The sequence below is a fragment of the Sphaerimonospora mesophila genome (genome assembly GCF_001417795.1).
GTDB classification, from domain to species: Bacteria; Actinomycetota; Actinomycetes; order Streptosporangiales; family Streptosporangiaceae; genus Sphaerimonospora; species Sphaerimonospora mesophila.
The window spans coordinates 135,018-154,841 of record NZ_BCBX01000031.1 but is presented as its reverse complement, the minus strand read 5'-3'; the positions used below and the strand labels follow the sequence as shown (position 1 = coordinate 154,841).

The 19,824-nt window shown below is 69.2% G+C and carries 22 protein-coding genes; 9 read left to right on the top strand and 13 right to left on the bottom strand.

The window, feature by feature from the left end:
• Position 1: 1 nt before the first annotated feature.
• Both AP234_RS05050 and AP234_RS05045 read left to right on the top strand, forming a co-directional pair.
• Complete coding sequence (locus tag AP234_RS05050; RefSeq protein WP_055478374.1) at positions 2–991, top strand: methyltransferase; 990 nt, start codon at positions 2–4, stop codon at positions 989–991.
• A complete protein-coding gene (locus AP234_RS05045) occupies positions 988–1,746 on the top strand; it encodes an SDR family NAD(P)-dependent oxidoreductase (RefSeq protein ID WP_055478373.1) in 759 nt (252 codons plus the stop codon). Before AP234_RS05050 ends, AP234_RS05045 begins: the two co-directional genes overlap by 4 nt.
• Positions 1,747–1,792: 46 nt before the next feature.
• On the opposite strand, the gene AP234_RS05040 is transcribed toward AP234_RS05045, so the two are convergent.
• The 4 genes from AP234_RS05040 to AP234_RS05025 form a co-directional block, all read right to left on the bottom strand.
• The gene (locus AP234_RS05040) at positions 1,793–2,485 is read right to left on the bottom strand and encodes a GntR family transcriptional regulator (protein ID WP_200926231.1); all 693 of its coding nucleotides are present in this window, start codon (positions 2,483–2,485) and stop codon (positions 1,793–1,795) included.
• A 10-nt stretch (positions 2,486–2,495) separates the two neighbouring features.
• Complete coding sequence (locus AP234_RS05035; protein ID WP_083501869.1) at positions 2,496–3,275, bottom strand: alpha/beta fold hydrolase; 780 nt, start codon at positions 3,273–3,275, stop codon at positions 2,496–2,498.
• Between the two features lie 44 nt (positions 3,276–3,319).
• Positions 3,320–4,195 (bottom strand): 3,4-dihydroxyphenylacetate 2,3-dioxygenase, encoded by an 876-nt coding sequence (gene hpaD, locus AP234_RS05030; RefSeq protein ID WP_055478372.1) that lies wholly within the window; start codon positions 4,193–4,195, stop codon positions 3,320–3,322.
• Between the two features lie 516 nt (positions 4,196–4,711).
• Positions 4,712–4,978: a hypothetical protein gene (locus tag AP234_RS05025; protein WP_055478371.1), complete on the bottom strand. Its 267-nt coding sequence runs from the start codon at positions 4,976–4,978 to the stop codon at positions 4,712–4,714.
• Positions 4,979–5,199: 221 nt separating this feature from the next.
• On the opposite strand from AP234_RS05025, the gene AP234_RS39390 reads away from it, so the two are divergent.
• From AP234_RS39390 to AP234_RS38385, 3 genes are all read left to right on the top strand, one after another.
• Positions 5,200–5,418 carry a NucA/NucB deoxyribonuclease domain-containing protein gene (locus AP234_RS39390; RefSeq protein WP_083501800.1) on the top strand — a complete coding sequence of 73 codons (219 nt, stop codon included), beginning with the start codon at positions 5,200–5,202 and terminating at the stop codon, positions 5,416–5,418.
• A gap of 85 nt (positions 5,419–5,503) precedes the next feature.
• Positions 5,504–5,983: a hypothetical protein gene (locus AP234_RS35925; protein WP_152990257.1), complete on the top strand. Its 480-nt coding sequence runs from the start codon at positions 5,504–5,506 to the stop codon at positions 5,981–5,983.
• A gap of 824 nt (positions 5,984–6,807) precedes the next feature.
• The gene (locus tag AP234_RS38385; RefSeq protein ID WP_152990256.1) at positions 6,808–7,074 is read left to right on the top strand and encodes an amidase family protein; all 267 of its coding nucleotides are present in this window, start codon (positions 6,808–6,810) and stop codon (positions 7,072–7,074) included.
• 517 nt (positions 7,075–7,591) lie between these two features.
• Here AP234_RS38385 and AP234_RS37780 read toward each other — a convergent pair.
• From AP234_RS37780 to AP234_RS05010, 3 genes are all read right to left on the bottom strand, one after another.
• Positions 7,592–8,203 carry a hypothetical protein gene (locus tag AP234_RS37780; protein WP_055478369.1) on the bottom strand — a complete coding sequence of 204 codons (612 nt, stop codon included), beginning with the start codon at positions 8,201–8,203 and terminating at the stop codon, positions 7,592–7,594.
• Positions 8,204–8,609: 406 nt separating this feature from the next.
• Complete coding sequence (locus AP234_RS39385) at positions 8,610–8,996, bottom strand: DegT/DnrJ/EryC1/StrS family aminotransferase (RefSeq protein WP_431998249.1); 387 nt, start codon at positions 8,994–8,996, stop codon at positions 8,610–8,612.
• Positions 8,939–9,442, bottom strand: a complete 504-nt coding sequence (locus AP234_RS05010) for a MerR family DNA-binding protein (protein WP_055478368.1) — start codon at positions 9,440–9,442, stop codon at positions 8,939–8,941. The genes AP234_RS39385 and AP234_RS05010 overlap by 58 nt, the downstream gene beginning before the upstream one ends.
• A gap of 110 nt (positions 9,443–9,552) precedes the next feature.
• On the opposite strand from AP234_RS05010, the gene AP234_RS05005 reads away from it, so the two are divergent.
• Positions 9,553–10,467, top strand: coding sequence for an NAD(P)H-binding protein (locus AP234_RS05005; RefSeq protein WP_055478367.1), 915 nt, complete (start codon positions 9,553–9,555; stop codon positions 10,465–10,467).
• Between the two features lie 258 nt (positions 10,468–10,725).
• Here the strand turns inward: AP234_RS05005 and AP234_RS05000 are convergent, their stop codons facing one another.
• The 6 genes from AP234_RS05000 to AP234_RS04975 form a co-directional block, all read right to left on the bottom strand.
• A complete protein-coding gene (locus AP234_RS05000; RefSeq protein WP_055478366.1) occupies positions 10,726–12,276 on the bottom strand; it encodes a FadD3 family acyl-CoA ligase in 1,551 nt (516 codons plus the stop codon).
• Positions 12,277–12,347: 71 nt separating this feature from the next.
• Entirely contained in the window at positions 12,348–13,091 is a 744-nt protein-coding gene (locus tag AP234_RS04995) for a DUF305 domain-containing protein (protein WP_062414363.1), read from the bottom strand.
• Positions 13,092–13,094: 3 nt separating this feature from the next.
• The gene (hsaA, locus tag AP234_RS04990; protein WP_235557967.1) at positions 13,095–14,264 is read right to left on the bottom strand and encodes a 3-hydroxy-9,10-secoandrosta-1,3,5(10)-triene-9,17-dione monooxygenase oxygenase subunit; all 1,170 of its coding nucleotides are present in this window, start codon (positions 14,262–14,264) and stop codon (positions 13,095–13,097) included.
• A gap of 146 nt (positions 14,265–14,410) precedes the next feature.
• Complete coding sequence (locus AP234_RS04985; RefSeq protein ID WP_055478364.1) at positions 14,411–14,752, bottom strand: TraR/DksA family transcriptional regulator; 342 nt, start codon at positions 14,750–14,752, stop codon at positions 14,411–14,413.
• A 146-nt stretch (positions 14,753–14,898) separates the two neighbouring features.
• Positions 14,899–15,177: a hypothetical protein gene (locus tag AP234_RS04980; RefSeq protein WP_055478363.1), complete on the bottom strand. Its 279-nt coding sequence runs from the start codon at positions 15,175–15,177 to the stop codon at positions 14,899–14,901.
• A gap of 149 nt (positions 15,178–15,326) precedes the next feature.
• Positions 15,327–15,698, bottom strand: coding sequence for a hypothetical protein (locus tag AP234_RS04975; protein ID WP_152990255.1), 372 nt, complete (start codon positions 15,696–15,698; stop codon positions 15,327–15,329).
• A gap of 122 nt (positions 15,699–15,820) precedes the next feature.
• Between AP234_RS04975 and AP234_RS04970 the strand changes: the two genes are divergently transcribed.
• The 3 genes from AP234_RS04970 to AP234_RS04960 all read left to right on the top strand — a co-directional run bounded on the left by AP234_RS04970 (position 15,821) and on the right by AP234_RS04960 (position 19,817).
• Positions 15,821–16,201, top strand: a complete 381-nt coding sequence (locus AP234_RS04970) for a hypothetical protein (protein ID WP_055478361.1) — start codon at positions 15,821–15,823, stop codon at positions 16,199–16,201.
• Positions 16,202–16,238: 37 nt separating this feature from the next.
• A complete protein-coding gene (secD, locus tag AP234_RS04965) occupies positions 16,239–18,485 on the top strand; it encodes a protein translocase subunit SecD (protein ID WP_055478360.1) in 2,247 nt (748 codons plus the stop codon).
• A gap of 441 nt (positions 18,486–18,926) precedes the next feature.
• Positions 18,927–19,817 carry an LLM class flavin-dependent oxidoreductase gene (locus AP234_RS04960; protein WP_235557966.1) on the top strand — a complete coding sequence of 297 codons (891 nt, stop codon included), beginning with the start codon at positions 18,927–18,929 and terminating at the stop codon, positions 19,815–19,817.
• The last annotated feature ends 7 nt before the right edge of the window (positions 19,818–19,824 follow it).

Here is a 19,824-nt window from a genome sequence, read left to right as displayed (position 1 = left end):
CATGTCTCACCCGGAGAGCTCCGGCCCCGAGCGCATCCTCGCCGTGGCCACCGGCTACATGGCCGCCAAACAACTGTTCGCGGCCAGTGAGAACGGCGTGTTCGCCGCGTTGGCGCAGGGTCCGGCGGCCATCACCGACCTCGCCGCCCGCACCGGGCTCCCCGAGCGCACCGCTCGCATCCTCGCCGACGCGATGGCCGGCCTCGGCCTGGTGACCAGGACCGACGGGGTGTACGCCAACTCCCCGGCGGCCGCGCGCTACCTCGCCGGAACCGGCGACGACGTCGACCTGCGCCCGTTTCTGGCCTTCCTCGACGGGATCAGCTACGGCCACTGGCTGAACTTCGGCGAGACCGCCCGTACCGCCAAGCCCGCCGACCTCGACCTCGGCGGCGACCGGATGGGCGTGTTCATGACCGGCGTCATGACCTACAACGGCCTGCACGCCAAGATGCTCGCCGAGAACTACGACTTCTCCCGGCATGAGCGGGCCCTCGACCTCGGCGGCCTGTCCGCCGCCTTCCTCACGGAGGCGCTGCGCGCCGCCCCCGGACTGCGCGGCACGTTCTTCTCCGGCGAGTTCATGGCCGACAGCGCCAGAAACGCGATCGCCGAGGCCGGCCTGGCCGACCGCGTCGAGGTGGCCGCGGGCGACCCGCTGACCGGCGAGGTCCCCACCGGATTCGACCTGGTCCTGCTCGAGCACGTCGTGCACCGCTACGACGCCGGGCAGAACCGGCGCATCATCGAGCGGGCCCGCGCCGCGGCCGCGCCCGGCGCCACGCTGCTCCTGCTCGACTTCTTCCTCGACTCCGACGCCGAGCAGCGGACCATCGACGCGCTGCACGCGGCCGAGTACCTGGTGATCGACGGCACGGTCGTCTACCCCGAGGACGAGGTGCGCGACTGGCTGCGCGACGCCGGCTGGGAGCCCGTCGAGACCCGCGCGCTGCCGGGCAGCCCGCGCGTCATCATCGCGGAGGCACGATGACCGCGGCGGCCGCCGAGACCGCGGCCGGCCGGGTCGTCCTGGTCACCGGCGGCGCGAGCGGGATCGGCCGGGCCGTCGCCCAGGCGTTCGCCGAGGCCGGCGACCGGGTCGCGATCGCGGACGTCGACGCGGCGGCGGCGGGCGAGGCAGCGGCCGAGTTGGGCGCGCTCGCCGTGACGGTCGACATCACCGACGCCGGGTCGGTCGCGGCAGGTCTGGCGCGGGTGGCCGCCGAGCTCGGGCCGGTCGAGGTCCTCGTCAACAACGCGGGAATCGTCGCGGGCGGCGGCCCGTTGGTGTCCCTGCCCGTCGAGGTCCTCGACCGCGTCATCGCGGTGAACGTACGCGGCACCTTCCTCGTCACGCAGGCGGCGGCCGCCCAGATGATCGAGACCGGGCGCGGCGGCTGCGTCGTCAACATCAGCTCGATCGGCGCCCGCCAGCCCACCCCCGGCCTCGGGCACTACGAGGCCACGAAGGCGGCCGTCGACGCGCTCACCCGCACCGGCGCGATCGAGCTCGCCGGGCACGGCATCCGGGTGAACGGCGTGGCGCCCGGCCCGGTGCACACCCCGATGACGGCCGGGCTCATGGACGACCCGCAGGCGCGCGGCGCGTGGGAGGCCCGCATCCCGCTGGGCCGGATCGCCGTCCCCGGCGACCTCACCCCGCTGGTCGTTTTCCTCGCCTCACCGCAGGCGCGGCACATCACCGGCGCCGTCGTCCAGGTCGACGGCGGCCAGCTCCTCACCTGATTTCGCAGCAGCGCACGGAACCGCCCCCTCCGGGTGAGGGGGCGGTTCAGGCGGACAGCGAGGAGGACGTACGCGACGCCGCCGAGGTGTGGGCGTCGTGCAGCGCGTCGGCGGTCGCGACCTTGTGCGCGCAGGCCACCCGCTCGATCTCGGCGGCGTCTGCGCCGGCCTCGATGAGGTCCAGCATGTGGTCGTGCTCCTGCACCGAGCGGCGGGCACGGCCGGGCACATAGCTGAACGACGAGCGCCGCATGTGGTCCAGCCGGGCCCACTCCGAGCTCAGCAGCGAGCTCAGGTGCTCGTCGGGGCAGTGCCGGTAGATGGAGAAGTGGAACTCCCGGTTGAGCGCGGTGAACGACGCGGGGTCGAACTGCTCGAGGGCCTCGGTCATCCGCCTGTTGATGTCACGGGATGCCGCGACGTGCTCCGGCGTCATGAGCGGGGCGGAGATCGCCGTGGCGTACCCCTCCAGGCGCGCCAGCACCTGCAGCGTGTGCTCCACCTGACGGGCGTCGAACACCGCGACCCGTGCCCCGATGTTGCGCACGACCTCGACGAGGCCGTCGGACTGCAGGCGGCGCAGCGCCTCGCGCAGCGGGATCGTGCTCACGCCGATCTCCCTGGCCAGCTGGTCCATCACCAGCCGATAACCCGGGCCGTAGGTGCCGTCGAGGATCCGTGAACGCAGCAGTTCGTAGCTGATCTCTGCTTTGGACGCCTTCTCCTTGGCGGAACTCACCGAAGTCCCCTCACTCTCGGCCTGCTAGAGCCTTGACGACGGCCGCCCGGAACTCGGCGCTCGCCAGAGCCTGGAAGTGGTCGCCGGGAACCATGACCGGATCCGCCGCGCCGGCGAGTCCGACGATACGCTCAATTCCGCGGGCCATCATGTCGTCTCGACCGACGACGAACACGGGCGGGGTCCGCCCGGTCCAGCGGCCCGGGTCGAACGGCGTGCTCCGCAGCCCCTCCACGCAGGTCGCCAGGCCGGGGGCCCGGTCGCCCTGTCCGCCGAGCATCGCGGCGATCATCGAGGTGACCGGATCGGCCGGCTCCGGGCCGCCGGCGATCGCCGCGCGCAGGGCGTCGATGTCCACCGCCGCGAACGGCTCGGTGGGGCTGAGCCCGCCGAGGACGGCGCGGCGTACCCGCCCGGGAGCGGCCTCGGGCAGTTCCCAGGCGACCCGCGCGCCGAGCGAGTAGCCCACCACGTCGAAGGCGCCGTCGTCGGCACCGGCGACGGCGCTGCCGGGGGCTCCGGCGAGCGCGGCGTCGAGCGCGGCGACCAGTGCGGCGGCGATCGCGTCCGCCCCTGCCTCCGCCGCGGTCGCGGGGGCCGGGCTCGCCCCGTGTGCCGGGAGATCGGCCACGACGACGGTCCGCCCGGCGTCGGTCAGCGCGGCCGCCATCCCGGTGTCGACCCAGTCCCGGCGCCCGTCGGAGCACAGGCCGTGGAGCAGGAGCACGGGCGGCATGCCCTCGTCGGGCCGGTCGGGAATGTGGATGTGGGCGGCCAGGGGGATCGCCATGATGGACACCTCGTCATAGCAGGTTTCGCATACGATTTATGATCCTACTGCACGGTACGCCCCTCGTGGGCGAGGACCGGCACGGGGAAGTCGACGACGACCTGACCGGTGCCGGTGCTGCCGAAGTAGGGGCACAACTGCTCGCCCCTGCCGGTGTAGCCGTCCCAGCCCAGCAGGCCGAAGAGCATCGCCGTGTCGGCCATCGCGCCCTCACCGGAGCAGCGCACGTTGTAGTCGGCGAGCATGCCGACGAACTCGCCGATCCTGCCCTCCTTCCACATCTCCAGCACGGCCAGGTCGACCGACCGGTTGATCTCACTGCTCACGTCGTCGAGCAGCGACTCGGCGATCTCGTTGGGCGGGAAGGCATGGGACAGGGAGCCACTGGCCAGGAAGGCGACCTTGCGGCCGCTGCGCCGTACGGCCCGCAGGAGGGCCTCGCCGATCCGGCGGTTCTCCTCGATCGTGGAGTACATGTTGCAGCCGATCGGCAGCACGCGGATCGAGGAGTCGCCGTTCATGAAGTACATCGGGACCAGCATGGCGTACTCCAGCCCCAGGTCCTTGTAGGTGTGCACACGGGCCTTCTGCCCACCTGCGACGATCTCCTCGCGGATCAGCTCGGCGAGCTCGGGGTCCCCCGGGTAGTCGTACTCCAGATCGTGGATGAAGTGCGGCAGCTCGTGGCTGGCGTAGGAGGCCCGGTGCCGTTCCTTGCCGTTCAGATGGAAGCCGATGGTGTTCAGCCAGTGGGTGTCGGCCACGAGGAAGGTCTCGGCGCCACGCTCGCGGGCACGCCTGCCGATCTCCGTCAACGCCTCCTCCGCCGGTCGGCGGATGCCGTAATGCCTGCCCGGCTGGATGGACAGCCAGATCGACGGCACGTGCGTGATCTTGGCGGCCATGACGAGCTCTCCCATGACGCCCCTCTCAAGGTCCACTGATCAAGACATTTGGTACATCTAGCACACAGGCGAGGAGACGCTACAAACTTCTCCGCGGGCGTCGCTCCCCGACATCGGCTCCAGTGTGGTCAAATCATGTACGAATCCAAATATCTTTGTCCACAGATCCTACCCCCTCCGGTCGACTACCGTGCATGAAGTCATATACGATCTGGAGCAGAGTTGCCTCCGCTTCGGCCCGCCCGAGCGGTCGGCGGCACAGGCCCAAGGAGTGTCGAAAAAGTGCTGTCCGTCGCGGGCGCGGGCCCAGATGGATGGCAGGACAAGCTTTTGAAACACGACCTGGCACGTGGTCCCCGGGACATCCCTCCCCCGGGGACCACCACCCCTCATCACTCACTCACTCACTCACTCACTCACTCACCGGAGAGCTTCTCGCCGAGCTCGGCAGGGCCGTACCTTCGCCGGCGGCTTCCACATCTACGCCGATGACGGCGACTGCTGTGCGAGTCGCCACGAATGCGGCCACCTTTATATAGGGACGGGAGGGGTTCCGCCGCGTACGGCGATCCACCGTTCGAGCCGGCCGACGGCGTCGGGGATGAGGTACACCCTGCGTTCCTTGTCGCCTTTGCCGCAGACCTTCAGCGACCGGTCGCCCGGCCGGTAGTCGGCGAGGTGAAGGCGGCGAGTTCGGAGCGGCGGCATCCGGTCGAGTACAGGGTCGCGGCGATCGGCCGTCGCGGGCGCCGGTGAGAAGCCCGGCATCGGTCCGTCGACGGCCTCGGCGTCGCACACGCCGAGGAGGGTTCCGAGGACCTCCGGGGGACGTCGTTCCCGGCCGGTTCACGGGTGCCGGCGACGGATTCGACGTCGGCGGCCCTGTGGTAGGTCTCGGAGTCCATCAGGCCCGGCCGCCACGCCTCTTTGAGGACGCGCCGGAGCGCGTTGAGATGCCTGTGTGCGGGGGACGAGCCCTGTTGTAGGAGCATCGCCGGATGTGCGTGGTGTGGGCGTAGGTGAGCCGGTACGAACTCAAGAAGGAGACCGGAAAGGACTGCGATGAGTTTCCGTTCGCGTCGACTTTGCAAGGGTCGACACGCGCCGATCCTCCGCACAACTTCTCGGTTTGGATGATGGATGCCACTGAGAATCAACGGCACGGAGACGTGCTGAGGGCCTGGTATCAAAACAATCGAATCTTGAACTACGATGAATACTGGATTGACATCCAGTAGCATCCTCGGAGGGATTCATCTGGATGCGCCAGGTCGGCGATCCAGATGGATCTCACTTCCTACATCAAAGCAGAGAGGAAAAGTTGTGGCAAAAATCATCAAAGAACTACTTGATTCGCGCGCTATATCGAAATATCTGGATGGTATCGCAGACGTTGACGCGGAGTGGGATCTGTATGAAATAGATACGGTCGAGTGGGTCGCCACAGGTGACAACGGGATCGCGATCAACGAGCGGGGCAGCGAAAGATGTCTCATCAAATACGAGCTCTGGGATGGGCCGCCGCCTCCCATCGACTCCTGGGACAGGTCGTGGTCCGGGAGCGTCCGGTTGACCTCCGGAAAGGTGTTCGCCATGAGTGGCTATTCCGGTGGGACCTCCTACGGTGAAGAATTCGACCTCGGCCGACCGGATAGCGTCTGGCAAGTCAGAGTCCATCGTAAGTCCCTCGCTCACGAAGAATTCACGCCGGAAATTGTCAGCTTCACCCTGCTTAAATTACAATTTTGGCCGGGGTCACTCCAGGCTGGACTCCACAATTCGACGTTGACCCTTCAGTTGTAGATTCTCACCCCCGCGGCAGTTTCAGGGGAATAGAATGGAGCTCGCCATGGCTTTCCGGTGATCTTCCGAACATGCTGACGCTGCCTTCGGATAGCGATGGTGCCACGTAATCGATACAGGCCAGGACTATTGAACCACTCCTCGTCTCTCCCCGGGCACGGCATGCGCAGGGAGGTCATTCCTGTTCCAAAGTCAGCCCGTAAGCACGCGCTGGCAGCCCGCCCCCGGGGAGACCCGGCGAGTTGCCCCCGGAACAGGACTCACTCCACCTGGCGGGTGGGGATGTAGGTCGAGCCGTCACGGCGCGGGGTGGGAAACCCGTTGACCGCCAGCACCGCCGACCACATGGCCGGCGCCTCGTGATCGGACGGGAAGAATCGCGGGTCGTAGGCGATCCTGCCGGTCAGGCTGATGTGGGTCGAGCACGGCTCCCCTCCCCTTCGCCGTGGCCTGCCGCCGGGATGGGCTGCCGCGTACGGTGACCACGGTCGGGATGCGAAGACCCCGGTCCCCGGCCACGGCCGAGAACGGGGGGAGCCGTATCGACCTATCAGTACCGGTGAGACCGCCGCCCATCGGTCCGCCGTGCCTGCGCGTTCGCCGGTTCCGGGCTGGAATGTCCCCCTCGTCCGCGTCTCCGGCGGTCTTCCCGGCCTGCGACGCTCGGCTTCGCCGACACCGCCTGGGCCTTTCTCACCACCTTCTCCGACGCCGTCGTCCCCTGCGAGGTCCCCGTCGAGCTTCCCGACCCCGCTCCCTGCTGGAGCGCACTACGCGGGACCGACGCGGACGCACAGATCGGCGCCGGCCCTCGTGCCGCCCTCATGAGCGCAGTGGACGATCTGTTCGCCGAGTACGACGTCCTCGCCACGCCGACCACCCCCAACCCGCCGCACGGACACCAAGGCCCCGGCGACGTCATGAGCGTGGCTCTGACCTGGGCCTTCAACATCACCGGCCATCCCGCCATCAGCATCCCCGCAGGCCGGACCGGGACCGGCGTACCCGTCGGCCTCCAACTGGTCGCCCGCCCGGGCCGCGAGGCCGACCTCCTGTCCATCGCCGCTGCCGCCGAACCGATCATCTCCTAACCCGAAGACGAGCCCCGAGGCCCCGAGGCCCCGAGGCCCCGAGATCAATCGGACCATCCGCGCCCGGCAGGAATCCGAGCGTCATGATCACGGCCCGGCCCAGGGTGCCGCGCGGGGGTCCGTCCAGCCAACGAAGACACCGGACAAGTCCCTACAGTCCCTCCTGCCGCTCAGGTAGCGAAGGCTTCGGGGCGGGGAGGGGTCAGGGTGTCGACTGCGGCTGACGATGTGTGCACGTCAGGCCCGCTTACCTCCTGGCGATCTCTCCTTGTCCCCTGTCCGCTGCGATAGCACCCGTCAGTCGCCCGGCGGGGCAGAAGGCTCCTCCATGGCCTTCTACAGGTCAGGGCTTCGCCCCCGCATGTTCCTTCCACGCCAGCCCGGCCCGCTCGAAGTCCCGCCCGCGCCAGCCACACCCCTATAGCGAGGGACGATCACCAGCTCGCGGGCGTGGCCGGTGTCGACGCCAATGCTTTGCTGTCCCTGCGTTCCCAGACCCTGATCTCGCGGAAACGCCTCACTCCGGGACGCAGTGCACGAGGGAGAAGACGCTGAGCAGCCTGTCCGTGGGGTTCTTGGCCCTGACCTCGTAGCTGCGGGGTTTGCCGTCGGCGTCGAACACCAGGGCCGCCTTGGACACGATGACGTCCGGCACGGCCGCCTCGTTGTGCAAATCAGTGATCTCGTAGCCGCCGCTCACCGCGATTTGCCCGCGCAGGCACTTGCCGATGTAGGACCCTTCGGTGTGCGGATGCAGCAACATGCTCAGATAGCCCTCGAATTGGCCGTCGAACGGGTTCGGCCCCTCGGGACCCGTGGGTCCGGCAGGGCCTGCGGGACCGGTGGGGCCCGTGGGACCCTGCTGGTTCCATGTGATGACCCGCTCCCCGGTCGCGCACCCCTCCGGACCCGGCTCGCCAGTGGGCGCCAGTTCCGCCTGCGTCATTGGGGAGGGCGACGGGTTGGCCGTGGGCCGCGCGGTGCTGGGAACGCGCAGCGTGCCGCTTGACGTGACGCACGCTGTGATCACATTGTCGGAGGCCATCACCCCGGCGACCGCCACCCCCGAGCCTCCCACGATCAGCCCCGCCACCGCTCCGGCCGCCAGCATGGTCTTCCTGCCGCTCATCGTGCCCCTTCCTGCCGTATGACGACCCCACGCCGTCGGGATGACGCCCACCGTTGGGCATGGCACTGGTAACTGGCTTGGAAGCCGCTTGATCTTCCGGGCGTCCGAGTGATCGCCCGAAAGATCTTGAGCCGGTTGGGAGTGCTTCGGGGGCGAGGAACAACGGGACAGCAATTAGCGCTACGGGCTGTTCGAGCAGGTCAGGGCGGTTCACGAAGAACCGTGTTGAGTCGGCTCTTCGGCCCGAACAAGGTGGATGGTCCGGCGCAAACACGATATTTAGCTTTGCCGCAGGTCGCGGCACCGCAGCCGGGCAGCGCGGCGAAGCGCCGCAGTTCCCCGCCGTCATGGCCGCAGCCGTACGTCCTGGAGTGCTGGAGCGGTCGTCTCTGTTTCCGTTCTTCTCTCACGGTCGGCGGTTCCACAGAGCGTGAACGCTGCTGACCCGATCCGTCTCGTGTGCGGTCATGGCGGGGTGGGAGGGCGGGGAGAGCCGGCGGGCCGGGGCCGTTTCGGTGTCGGGCAGCGGATGCGTGCCGGCCCCGCGGTGGACCCGCAACATATGCACGGGTTCGAAGTGTCTGCTGGTCCCGATCGCGTATTCGGCCCGGACGTGTTCGGCGACCTGGTCGCGTGTGAACGGCGCACTGTCGGGGTCGATGAAGATCGAGTAGAGGAACCGGCCATGGTGGACGCCGGGCGGGACGGTCGGCGTGGTCAGGCCGGGCAGGTCGGTCAGGGCCCGGGTGCAGGTGGCGGCGATTTCGGCACGGCGAGCGGTGAAGGCGGGCAGTTTGCGGAACTGCTGGATGCCGATGGCCGCGGTGATGTCTCACCGGAGTGACGGTGACTGGCCGAGCGGCTGGGGCTGTGGGCGTCGTCAGGCTGCTGGACCGTCATCGCGTCGAGCAGGGTGAACAGTTCGTCGATGCGGTGGGTCAACACGGCGCGAAGGTGGGTGGCCAGTCGTTCCCAGTCTTGGCGGGTCGGCGGCCGCCCCGGTGGCAACGCGTCCAGCACCTCACGGATCTCGCCGAGGCTGAGCCCGACCTTCTGCGCCGCGCGGATCATCGCGACCCGGCACGACACGTCGGCGAAGAAGCGCCGTTGGTTGCCGGCCCCCCGCTCGTGGGGCAGCAGTCCCTGGTCGGCGTACCAACGCACGGCCGATGGGGCGATCTGCATGCGCTCGGCGACTTGACCGACGGTCAGTCCGGTGACGTGCCAGTCGAAACTCACCCGTTGATCGTGTCGCGTTCGGCGCTTGCCTTCAAGTGCACTTGAACCCCTAGCGTCCGGGGAGTCCCGCGCTGCGGGCCACTGGAGAACAGGAACGGGAGTGGATCGACATGACGGGCGAGCAGACGGTGCTGGTGACCGGGGCGACCGGACGAGTGGGCGGGCAGGTCGTCGCCCAGTTGGCCGGTGCGGGAGATGTGCGGGTGCGTGCGCTGTCTCGCGATCCGGCCGCCGCGTCGGCAGCCCTCGGCCCGAGGGTCGAGGTCGTCGGCGGGGACCTCGCCATGCCCGACACGCTGACCGCCGCCTTGGACGGCGTGGACGCGGTGTTCCTCGTCTTCCCGTCCGTGGCGGCCGACAGGTCGGCGCGGAAGCTGGTGACGATGCTGACGGAGCGTGCCCGGCGAATCGTCTATCTCTCCACCCACGGCGTGCCGGACGAACCGGACCAGCGTGCCGAGCCGGACGGGGGCATCCTCGGTTCCCACGCCCATCTGGAGGGCCTGATCGCTGCCTCGGCCTCCGAGTACACGTTTCTGCGGTCGAGTGGGTTCGCCGCCAATACGCTGGCCTGGGCCGGGCAGATCCGCCGGTCGGACGTGCTGCGCTGGTTCCTCCCCGAGGCCAGGCGCGCGCTGGTGCACGAGGCCGACCTCGCCGCGGTGGGAGTGCGCGCCTTGACCGAGGACGGGCACCACCGCATGGCCTATCACCTGACCGGCCCCGAACAGCTCACGCAGATCGAGCAGCTCGCCGCTATCGGCGACGCGCTCGGTCGAACGTTGCGCTTCGAAGAGATCGACGCGGCCGAAGCCGGTGCAGAGTTGTTCCCCGGCCTGCCCAGCGAGGTGGTCGCCTCCATCATCGCCGGTCAGGCCGCGATGGTGGCACAGCCCGAGCCGGTCACCGACACCGTGGCACGGCTGACCGGCCGGCCCGCGTCGTCGTTCGCGCAGTGGGCCCGGGACCACGTCGGCGACTTCACGGAAACACGTGAGGTTCGTGGGGGTAGAGCGGCGAGGTGAACACCCGTACGCCGAAGGCGCACAGGCGTTCGATCCGGTCCCCCCTCCGCGAGAGGGTAGGCGATCGGCCAGGGCCGGCCGACCAGAGGTCAGCGGAGTCGAAGCAGGCCCACACCTTGGCCGGCGCGCGTTCCGGCATGAAATGGGTGTGCACGTCGATCAGCCCCGGCAGGCACGTCGATCAGCCCCGGCAGGCCCGGGCCCTGCCAGAACGCGTGACCTGCCGAATGCCGGTGCCATTGCGCCTCGACACCGTGCTCACGCCGTCAGGGGATGGCGGGGCAGGTCGATCTTCCGGACCTTGCCGGAGGCGTTGCGCGGGAGGTCCTCGACGAACAGGACCTCCCGCGGCACCTTGAAGTTCGCGAGCCGCCCGCGGCAGTGCTCGACCAGGTCCTCCGCCGTGATCCGGGCGCCTGGCCGCGCTATGACATAGGCCCGGCCGACCTCGCCCATCCGCTCGTCGGGCACGCCGATCACCGCGGCCTCGGCCACGCCGTCGTGGGCGGCGAGCACCTGCTCGATCTCGGCCGGATAGACGTTGAACCCGCCGACCACGAACATGTCCTTGGATCTGCCGGTGATGGCGAGGTTGCCCCGCTCGTCGAGCCGCCCGCGGTCCCCGGTCACCAGCCAGCCGTCCCTGATGGCCGCCGCCGTGGCCTCCTCGTCATCGAGGTAGCCCAGCATCACGTTGTGACCGCGGACGAGGACCTCGCCGTCCTCCCCCGCCGGCACCGGGTCGCCTTCGGCGTCGGCCACCATCACCTCCACGCCCTCGATCGCGCGACCCGAGGTCGTGGCCACGGTCAGATCGTCGTCCCCCACCGAGCAGGCGGTGACCGTACCGCACGACTCGGTCAGCCCGTAGGCCGTGACGACCTCGGGGAACAGCTCCGCCCGCATCCGCTGGATCAGCGCGACCGGGACCACGGAGGCACCGGTCACCGCGAGCCGCAGCGAGGACAGGTCGAACTCCGGTCGTCGCGGCGCGTCGAGCATCGAGATGTAGAGCGTCGGCGCCCCGGGCAGCACGGTGACCTTCTCGGCCTCGATCAGCCGCATCGTCTCCTCCGGGTCGAACACGGCCTGGAGCACCATCGTGGCCGCCCGGAGCAGGCAGGCGAACACTCCCGCCTTGTATCCGAAGGAGTGGAAGAGCGGGTTGACGATCAGGTAGCGGTCGCCCTGACGCACGCCGGTGCGAGCACACCACCCCCGGTACGTCCGGAGGTTCTGCCGATGGGTGCACATGGCGCCCTTGGATCTGCCGGTGGTGCCGGAGGTGAACAGGATGTCGGCCACGTCGTCGGGGCCTACCGCGGCCGCGCGGGCTGCGGCCTGCCCGTCGGTGACCGCGGCGCCTGCGGCGAGGAAGTCCGCCCAGCTCCGGCTCCCCTCCCGCGACGGCAGATCGTACGTCACCACGATGTCCGGGGCGGGCTCGCCGAGCATGGCCAGGTAGCCGTTGCCGAGGAAGCCGTCCGCCACGAACAGCGCACGCGCACCACTCCGCTCGAGCAGCCAGCGTGCCTCGTCGCCCTTGTACCTGGTGTTGATCGGAACCACGACCGCACCGGCGCTCAGCGCGCCCAGCGCGGTCACGACCCACCGCGCGCTGTTGGGCGCCCAGATGGCGACGCGCTCCCCCGGCTCGACGCCCAGTGCGATGAACGCCTTGGCCGCCTCGCCGACCTGGGCGCCCAACTCGGCGTACGTCAGCCGGACCCGGCCGTCCACCACGGCCTCGACGTCCGGGAAGTCCCGCACGGCACGCTCCACGACAGCGGGAATGGTCAGTGCGTCCATCTGCTTCGTCAGCCCCTCTCGTCTCGACGGCTGTGTTCCAGCATGAGGCTTTCTTAGCAATGATGGAATGTTTACCCCGTTGGGTGGTACCCCTTCCCCGATATCGACATCAGGATCCTCCGCATCCGGTCGATCTCGATGCGCTGGTCGGAGTCGACGTGCGAGGCGAACTGGCGGATCTCCGGTTCCTCACCGCCCTTCTCCGCGAGCAGCCGCTCCACCATGCGCAGCGCGCCGGTGTGGTGATAGATCATGTACGTGCAGAAGAGCCGGTCGAACTCCGCACCCCTGGCCTGCTCCAGCTCGGCGAGCTGCGCCTCGGTGAGCATCCCCGGCATGGAGCCGCCGCCGTGGTGACCGTGGCCGGCCCGGCCCACGCTCGGCACCTCCTTCAGACGCGCCCGCAGCCAGCCCTGCATCAGTCCGATCTCGTTCTTCTGCGAGATCTCGATCCGCTCGGCGAGAGTCGCGAGCTCCCTGCTCGTGCCGCGGCCCGCGACCAGGGCGGTCATCCGCAGCGCCTGGGCGTGGTGCTCGATCATCCCCTGCATGAAGCGCACATCGGCCTCGGTGTACCTTCCGCCGCCGGTATCGGGCAGCTCGTCGGCCGGCAGCACCCGGCCCGCCTGTCCCGGTGCCCCCGGCTGGACGACCGGTTCCGCCGAGGATGCCTCGCAGGCGGACAGGGCGGCGCAGGCGGCGAACACTGCGGCGGTCAGGCGTAACCGCCGGGCCGTACGGGTGCGGCGGGCCGATCTCGCCGGCGGCCCGGCCGCCGCGGTCTCCGGCATGGTCTCCCCCTGTCGGCTGCGCATCGGTCAGATCAGGTTGTCCTCGACCTTGAGCCCGAACTCGCCCTTGCCGTACATGGCGAGGGCGCGTTCGACGTCGTTGGCCACGTGGAGGCTGCCCGCGTGTGCGTCGCGCCAGGCCCGCTCGATGGGGTTGCCGCGGCCGAGCGAGTTGCCGCCCGCCGTCTTGAACAGGATGTCGATCGCCTCGAGCGCCCGTTCCGTGCCGCGGACCTGATCTCTGCGGGCGCGCAGCCGCAGCTCCATCGGGATCCGTTCGCCCCTGACCGCGCATTCGTACATCTCGCGCACGTTGCGGTCCGTCTGCAGGATCGCCGCGTCGATCTCCGAGGCGGCCCGGGCCACCGCCACCTGGGCGAACTGGTCCTCGGCGAACCGTCCGCCGCCGAGGCTGAGCCGCACCCTGTCGCGCATGGCGGCGATGTAGGCGACGTAGCAGCCGGCCACCGCGCCGATCACCGGGGCGGTGATCGCGCTGGTGAACAACGTGCCGAACGGCATGCGGTAGAGGGGCCCGGTGTTCACCTCCTGCCCCGGGCCGCGCAGCCGCGCCTGTTCGTGGTTGCGCATCGTGCGGTGCTCGGGGACGAACACCCGATCGACGATGATGTCGTTGCTGGCCGTGCCGCGCAGTCCGATGACGTCCCAGACGTCCTCGATCCGATAGTCGGTGCGGGGGACCAGGACGGTCATGAAGTCCATCGGCCCGTCCTGCATCAGCGCGCCGAGCAGGGCCCAGGAGGCGTGCTCGCAGCCGGAGGAGAACCGCCACCGGCCCGACAGCTCATATCCGCCCGCCACCCGGGTCAGCCGCCCCACCGGAGAGTACGACGAGGAGATGAGCGCGTCCGGATTCTCCCGCCAGACCTCGTCCTGCGCGGCCTCGGCGAAAAGGCCCAGATGCCAGGGGTGCACGCCGAGCACGGCGGCCACCCAGCCGGTGGATCCGCACGCGCCGGAGATCTCGCGGATCGCCTCGAAGAACGCCACCGGCTCGCTCTCGGCCCCGCCGTACCTCTTGGGCTGCAGCATCCGGAAGAGCCCGGCCGCGGTGAGCTCCTGGATCGTCTCCGCCGGAACCCGCCGGTTCTCGTCAGTCGACCCGGCCCGTTCGGCGATCCCGGGCAGCAGCCCGCGGACGGAATCCAGGACCTCGTTGCTCACCTCATTGCTCATGGCGGGGGTTCTCCGTGTCGCGCTCGTCCGGACAGATGCCGTCCATGATGGTGCGTCACGCCGACGCCCGCGTGTCCGGGTCATCCCACCGATACTTCGAGCGCCCCCGGCGCGTACCCGCCGGGGGGCCTACGCGCGCCTGTGGCTCAGCGGGTCTCGTGCCGCCGCTGGCAGGTGATGCAGTATCGGGTGAGCGGCCGGATCTTCAGCCGGTTGAACGGGATCTCGGTGCCGCAGTCGGCGCAGGTGCCGTACGATCCGTCGTCCATCCGCGCGAGGCTCTTGCTGATCTCCGAGATCGCCCGCTCGGTCGCCGCGATCTCCGCGAGCGCGTCCAGGCGTGCCACGGCCTCGCCCCCACCGCCGTCCACCGCGGACCTGAGATCGCGCAGCTGGGTGTTGCGCCGGGAGAGCTGCTCCTCCAGCTCCTCGCGGATGAGCCGCATCTGCACGTCGCTGATCCCGGTGAACTCGTCACTGGTGGTCATGGTCGAAATCCTTTCGGTGAGGGAAGGTCGCGAAGCTCGGTCGTCAAGGTGAGAGATGACCTGCGGCGCGGCAGGCCTGACCGCACCGGCGGGCATGGGAGCCTGGCCGGAACCGGGTGATGGATGTCAGTGCCGGACGAGAGCCGTCATGCGCTCATCCGTATGCGATCCCGGCAGGCCGCGCACTCCTGCTTGTGCGGGGCGAGCCTGAGCTGGGCGACCGGGATGAACGCCTCGCACCGCGTGCAGGTGCCGTACAGCCCGCGGTCCATCCGTTCGATGGCCGCCTCGATCTCGGCGATGTCGTCGAGTGCGGCGCCAGGGGCGCCGAGTCGTTCCTCCAGCAGCACGCGGAGTTCCGCGATTTGCACGATGTGCCGCTGATAATCCTCCATCAGGCGGCGAGCCGATCCGATCTCTGCCATGATGGCATCACTCCAAAATCAACGAACGCGGCGCGCACTGCCCCGGCTCGCTCCGGAGGGCAGGGGTGCAGGCGCGCGAAAATCCGGCCGGTACGCGTAAACGCCCGACCGGCTGAAGCGCCACGTGTGTCGGGTGTGAGAACGAGTGATCAGATGGCGGGAGGGCTGCGCGAGCCCGCGGTGCGATGCGCCGTCTGCTGCGGACTGCGTATCGCGCCCGGATCCGGCCAGGTCGGGACGCGCAGCGACGCCAGGCTGTCGGCCGCCCCCCAGGTAGCCGGGTTGCGGAGCCGCCAGAACGCCGGCGGGTGCTCGGACGCGAAGGCGGTGGCCGGCGTCGTCGACGGCTGCGCCATCCATCCCCCGGGTGCCCACACCTGGGCGGCCCCCGTCTGGAGCCGGGTCTGGTCGTCGCCGTACCAGGCGGGCGACGAAGCGACGAGCATCAGGGCGAGCGCGAGCAGGCCCACCGCCACCGAGAAGGCAGTGGACCCGGATCTGCTTCGCCACGAGGTCGCCATGATGCCGACCATAACCCAGCCTGCGAAAAAGAGCACCATCGTTATCCCATTCCCGATCCTGTTGGCGGATACCCGGAAGGGATTGCGGATACGGTGACGTGTTGAACGGGAGAGGAGGAACTATGCGGAGCAGACTCACCGCCGCATTGCTCCTTCTGCTGCCCGTTTTCTTCCTTGCGGCGGGGGCGGCCCCGGCGGAGGCGCAGACGGCGGCCCACCGGGCGGCGACGGCCTACACGGCGCTGCAGTGGGCCGACGACCACGCCACGATCTCGCAGTGGCGGCTGCCCAGGCCCGGGGTGGATCACCAGCAGCGGGTGCCCCGGCTCCAGTTGCGCTCCGGCACGCATGCCACACCGGGCGGCCTGGCCGTACTGCCGGCCGTAATGCCGCACCGCTCGGTCCTCGTCACGGACGAGGGCCTGCCGGCGGGCCCCGGCCTGCCGGTCCCCGCCAACGCATCGAGCGTCCCGGCCAGAGCTCCGCCCTCCACAGCGCAGTGACACGTTTCCCATAAACGACAAGCCTGTGGAGGCTCGAATGTCACGTGCGCCCTTGTGGCGTGCGCTGGCGGCGCTCGCCGTCATCGCGTCCTCGCTGCTGATAGCCCTGACCATGGCCCCCCGCCTTGGTCTGGACCTGCGCGGCGGCACCCAACTCGTCTTCGAGACGAAGGACTCTCCCACGGTCAAGGCGGACTCGGAGTCCACCGACCGTGCCCTCGACGTGCTCCGCCGCCGGGCGGACGCCCTCGGAGTCGTCGATCCCACCCTGGTCCGCTCCGGCGAGAAGCGGATCATCGTCGAGCTGCCCGGCGTGCTCGACCCGCGCGAGGCCGCCGATGTCATCGGCAAGACCGCGCAGCTCAACTTCCATTCGGTGCTCGGCGTCGCCGAGGCCGACGACAAAGACGCCGTCGCGGACGAGAGCGGTCAGAAGCTGAAGCTCGGCCCGGTGGCCATCAGCGGCGCCGGTGTCACGGACGCCGCAGCGCGCAGCGACCCTCAGGTCGGTCCCGGCTGGTTCGTCACCATCGACTTCAAGGAGGCGGGCCCCTGGCGGGAGCTGACCGGGCAGGCGGCCTGCGAGCCGGTCGGCGATCCCAAGCGCCGGGTCGCCATCGTGCTCGACAACGAGGTCATCTCCTCGCCGCAGGTGGACGAGTCGATCGCCTGCAAGGCCGGCATCTCCGGCGGCACCACCCAGATCACCGGGTCGTTCACCGCCGAGGAGGCGCAGAACCTGGCCGTTCTGGTCAAGGGTGGTTCGCTGCCGGTGCCGCTGGAGCTGGTCGAGCAGCGCACGGTCGGCCCGACGCTCGGCGCCGACGCCATCGAGGCCAGCGCCAAGGCGGGCATCGTCGGCGTGATCCTGACCGCGGTGTTCATCATCATCATCTACCGCGTGGTCGGTCTGATGGCCGCGCTCGCGCTCGCCTGCTACGGCCTGATCTCGTACGCCGGGCTGGTGGCGATGGGCGCCACGCTCACGTTGCCCGGCCTGGCCGGTTTCGTCCTGGCGATCGGCATGGCGGTCGACGCCAACGTGCTGGTCTTCGAACGGGCCAGGGAGGAGTACGGCGAAGCACCGCAGCGGGGACTCAAGGCGTCCCTGGACCGCGGGTTCAAGAACGCCTGGAGCGCGATCGCCGACTCCAACATCACCACCCTGCTCGCCGCCGGGCTGCTGTTCTGGCTGGCCTCCGGGCCGGTCAAGGGCTTCGGTGTGACGCTGGCCATCGGTGTGCTCGCCTCGCTGGTCTCGGCCATGCTGATCACCCGGGTGTTCACCCAGATGGTGATCGGCAGGATCAGCCCGAAGGTGTCGGGCCTCGGCTCGATCGGCCGGGTCAGGTCCTGGCTGACCAAGCGGAACCCGGACCTGATGCGTGGCAGGCGGCTGTGGATGGCCATCTCGGCCGGGCTGCTCGTGGTGGTGGCGGTCGGCCTGTTCAGCCGGGGACTGAACTTCGGCGTGGAGTTCACCGGCGGCCGGATCGTGGAGTTCGCCACGAGCAAGCCCGTCGACGCCGCGACGGCCAGACAGGTGGTGGCGGACGCCGGGTTCCCCTCGGCGGTCGTGCAGCAGTCGGACGACGCGATCTCCGTGCGTACCGGGCAGATCAGCGCCGACGAGGTGGTCAGCATCGAGCAGGCGCTCGACAAGGAGGTCGGCGACGTCACCAAGCGGCGCGACGAGCTCATCGGCCCCAGCCTCGGCGACGAGCTGCGCCGCAACGCGCTCATCGCGCTCGGCGTCGCGCTGGCCGCGCAGCTCCTCTACCTGGCGATCCGGTTCAGGTGGACGTTCGGCACGGCCGCCGTGATCGCGCTGTTCGTGGACACCGCCGTCGTCGTCGGCGCGTTCGCCTGGATGGGCAAGCCCATCGACGGCGTCTTCCTGGCCTCCATGCTCACGATCATCGGTTATTCGGTGAACGACAAGGTCGTGCTCTTCGATCGGGTCCGTGAGCTGTGGCCGCTGCAGCGCAAGGATCCGTTCGACCGCGTGGTGAACAGCGCGATCCTGCAGACCGTGCCGCGTACGGTGAACACGGGTCTCGGCGCGCTGTTCATCCTCGCCGCGCTGGCGGTGTTCGGCGGCGACTCGCTGCAGGACTTCGCGATCGCCCTGCTCATCGGCATCGTCGTGGGCACGCTGTCGTCGTCGTTCCTGGCCGGGCCGGCGGCGATCGTGCTGGAGAAGTTCAGCAAGCAGCCGCCGCCTCAGCAGACGACCAAGCGGCGCGCGCCCCGCGTCCGCGAGGGGTCGGGCGCGGTGCTGTAACGGCCGGATGACATCGGCTCAGCCGAAAAGTACGAGCCCCCGGTGCGTGGTCAAGCGCCGGGGGCTCGTCCATGTCCGGGGACCGCCACCGAATCGTCATGTCACGACCTCGTCTCGTTTGGCTGGGAATTCCATTTCGCGAGCCCCGCTCATCTCAGCCGCAATCGCAGTTCTGCGGTCGCGAACCGGAGCTCACCGGCGTGATCGGCCCCCTATAAGGGCCGGCGCGGATCAAGAAAGATGCCGTCCGCATGTGGTAATCGACGTTCCGTTACCCAAACTGAGAATCCAAGATATTGACACGCTTATTCTCAACGTGCTTACATTGGGCGTTCCCCGGGGGATGATCAACGATAGTCAGTGGGGGCATTATTGGCCGCGCACTCGATACTCATACCTTTCTCACCCCGACGCCCCGAGCAAGTTCTGCCCTATGCCGCATTGGTTTACTGGAGTAATGCGGAAAGATTATGGCAGGGACAGTCCCTTTTAGTTGAGCCGCATCAGGCGTTTTCCTATGCCGCCGGCGCCGGCTTTCGCATTCCCGTCGGGTCCGGGGTCACCCTCATGCCTTTCCGGCACCCGTACGAAGCGGCGCTGCAGGCGCGTTCGCTGGCGATGACGACGGGCCATCCGGTCATCGCCGGCTTCGGCCCGGGGGGACGGGCCCTGCAGGAGGCTCTGCTCGGCGCGCCGTACCGCAGCCAGCTGGGCGCCGTGCGCGAGTACGTCACGATCGTGCGGAGCCTGCTGTCGGGTGAGCCGACAGCGGTGACCGGGGAGTACTTCTCCTGCCACGGCCAGATGGCGCCGCACCCCCACGCCGACGTACGGATCGGCCTGGGCGTGCTGCGACCGGCGATGGCCGAGCTGGCCGGCGAGACGGCCGACGCCGCCATCACCTGGCTGACCCCCGCCCCCTATGTCAGGGACACGCTGATCCCGGCGTTGCGGGCGGGCGCCGAGCGGGCCGGGCGGAAAATGCCGAAAGTGACGGCGATCGTGCCGATGGCGGTCAGCAGAACCGACTGCGAACCCGCGGAGCTGGCATTGGCCGGCAATAGCGGACACCTCAGGCTGCCGCACTATATCGACATGTTGAGAAGGGCCGGAGTGGACGTCGCCGGAAGCGATCCGACGACGGCCGCCGAGGCGCTGGTGAAGATCGGAGCATTTCTCAGCGGTGATGCCGGGCAATTGGCGGAACGGCTGAGGGAGTATTCCGACGCCGGAGTCGACGAAATCGTGCTGAACCTGACCGGCGTCTATCAGAAATGCGGTCCGGAGGCGGCGTTGAGCGATATCAAGACGATCCTGGCCGAGGTGGCGTGATGAACGG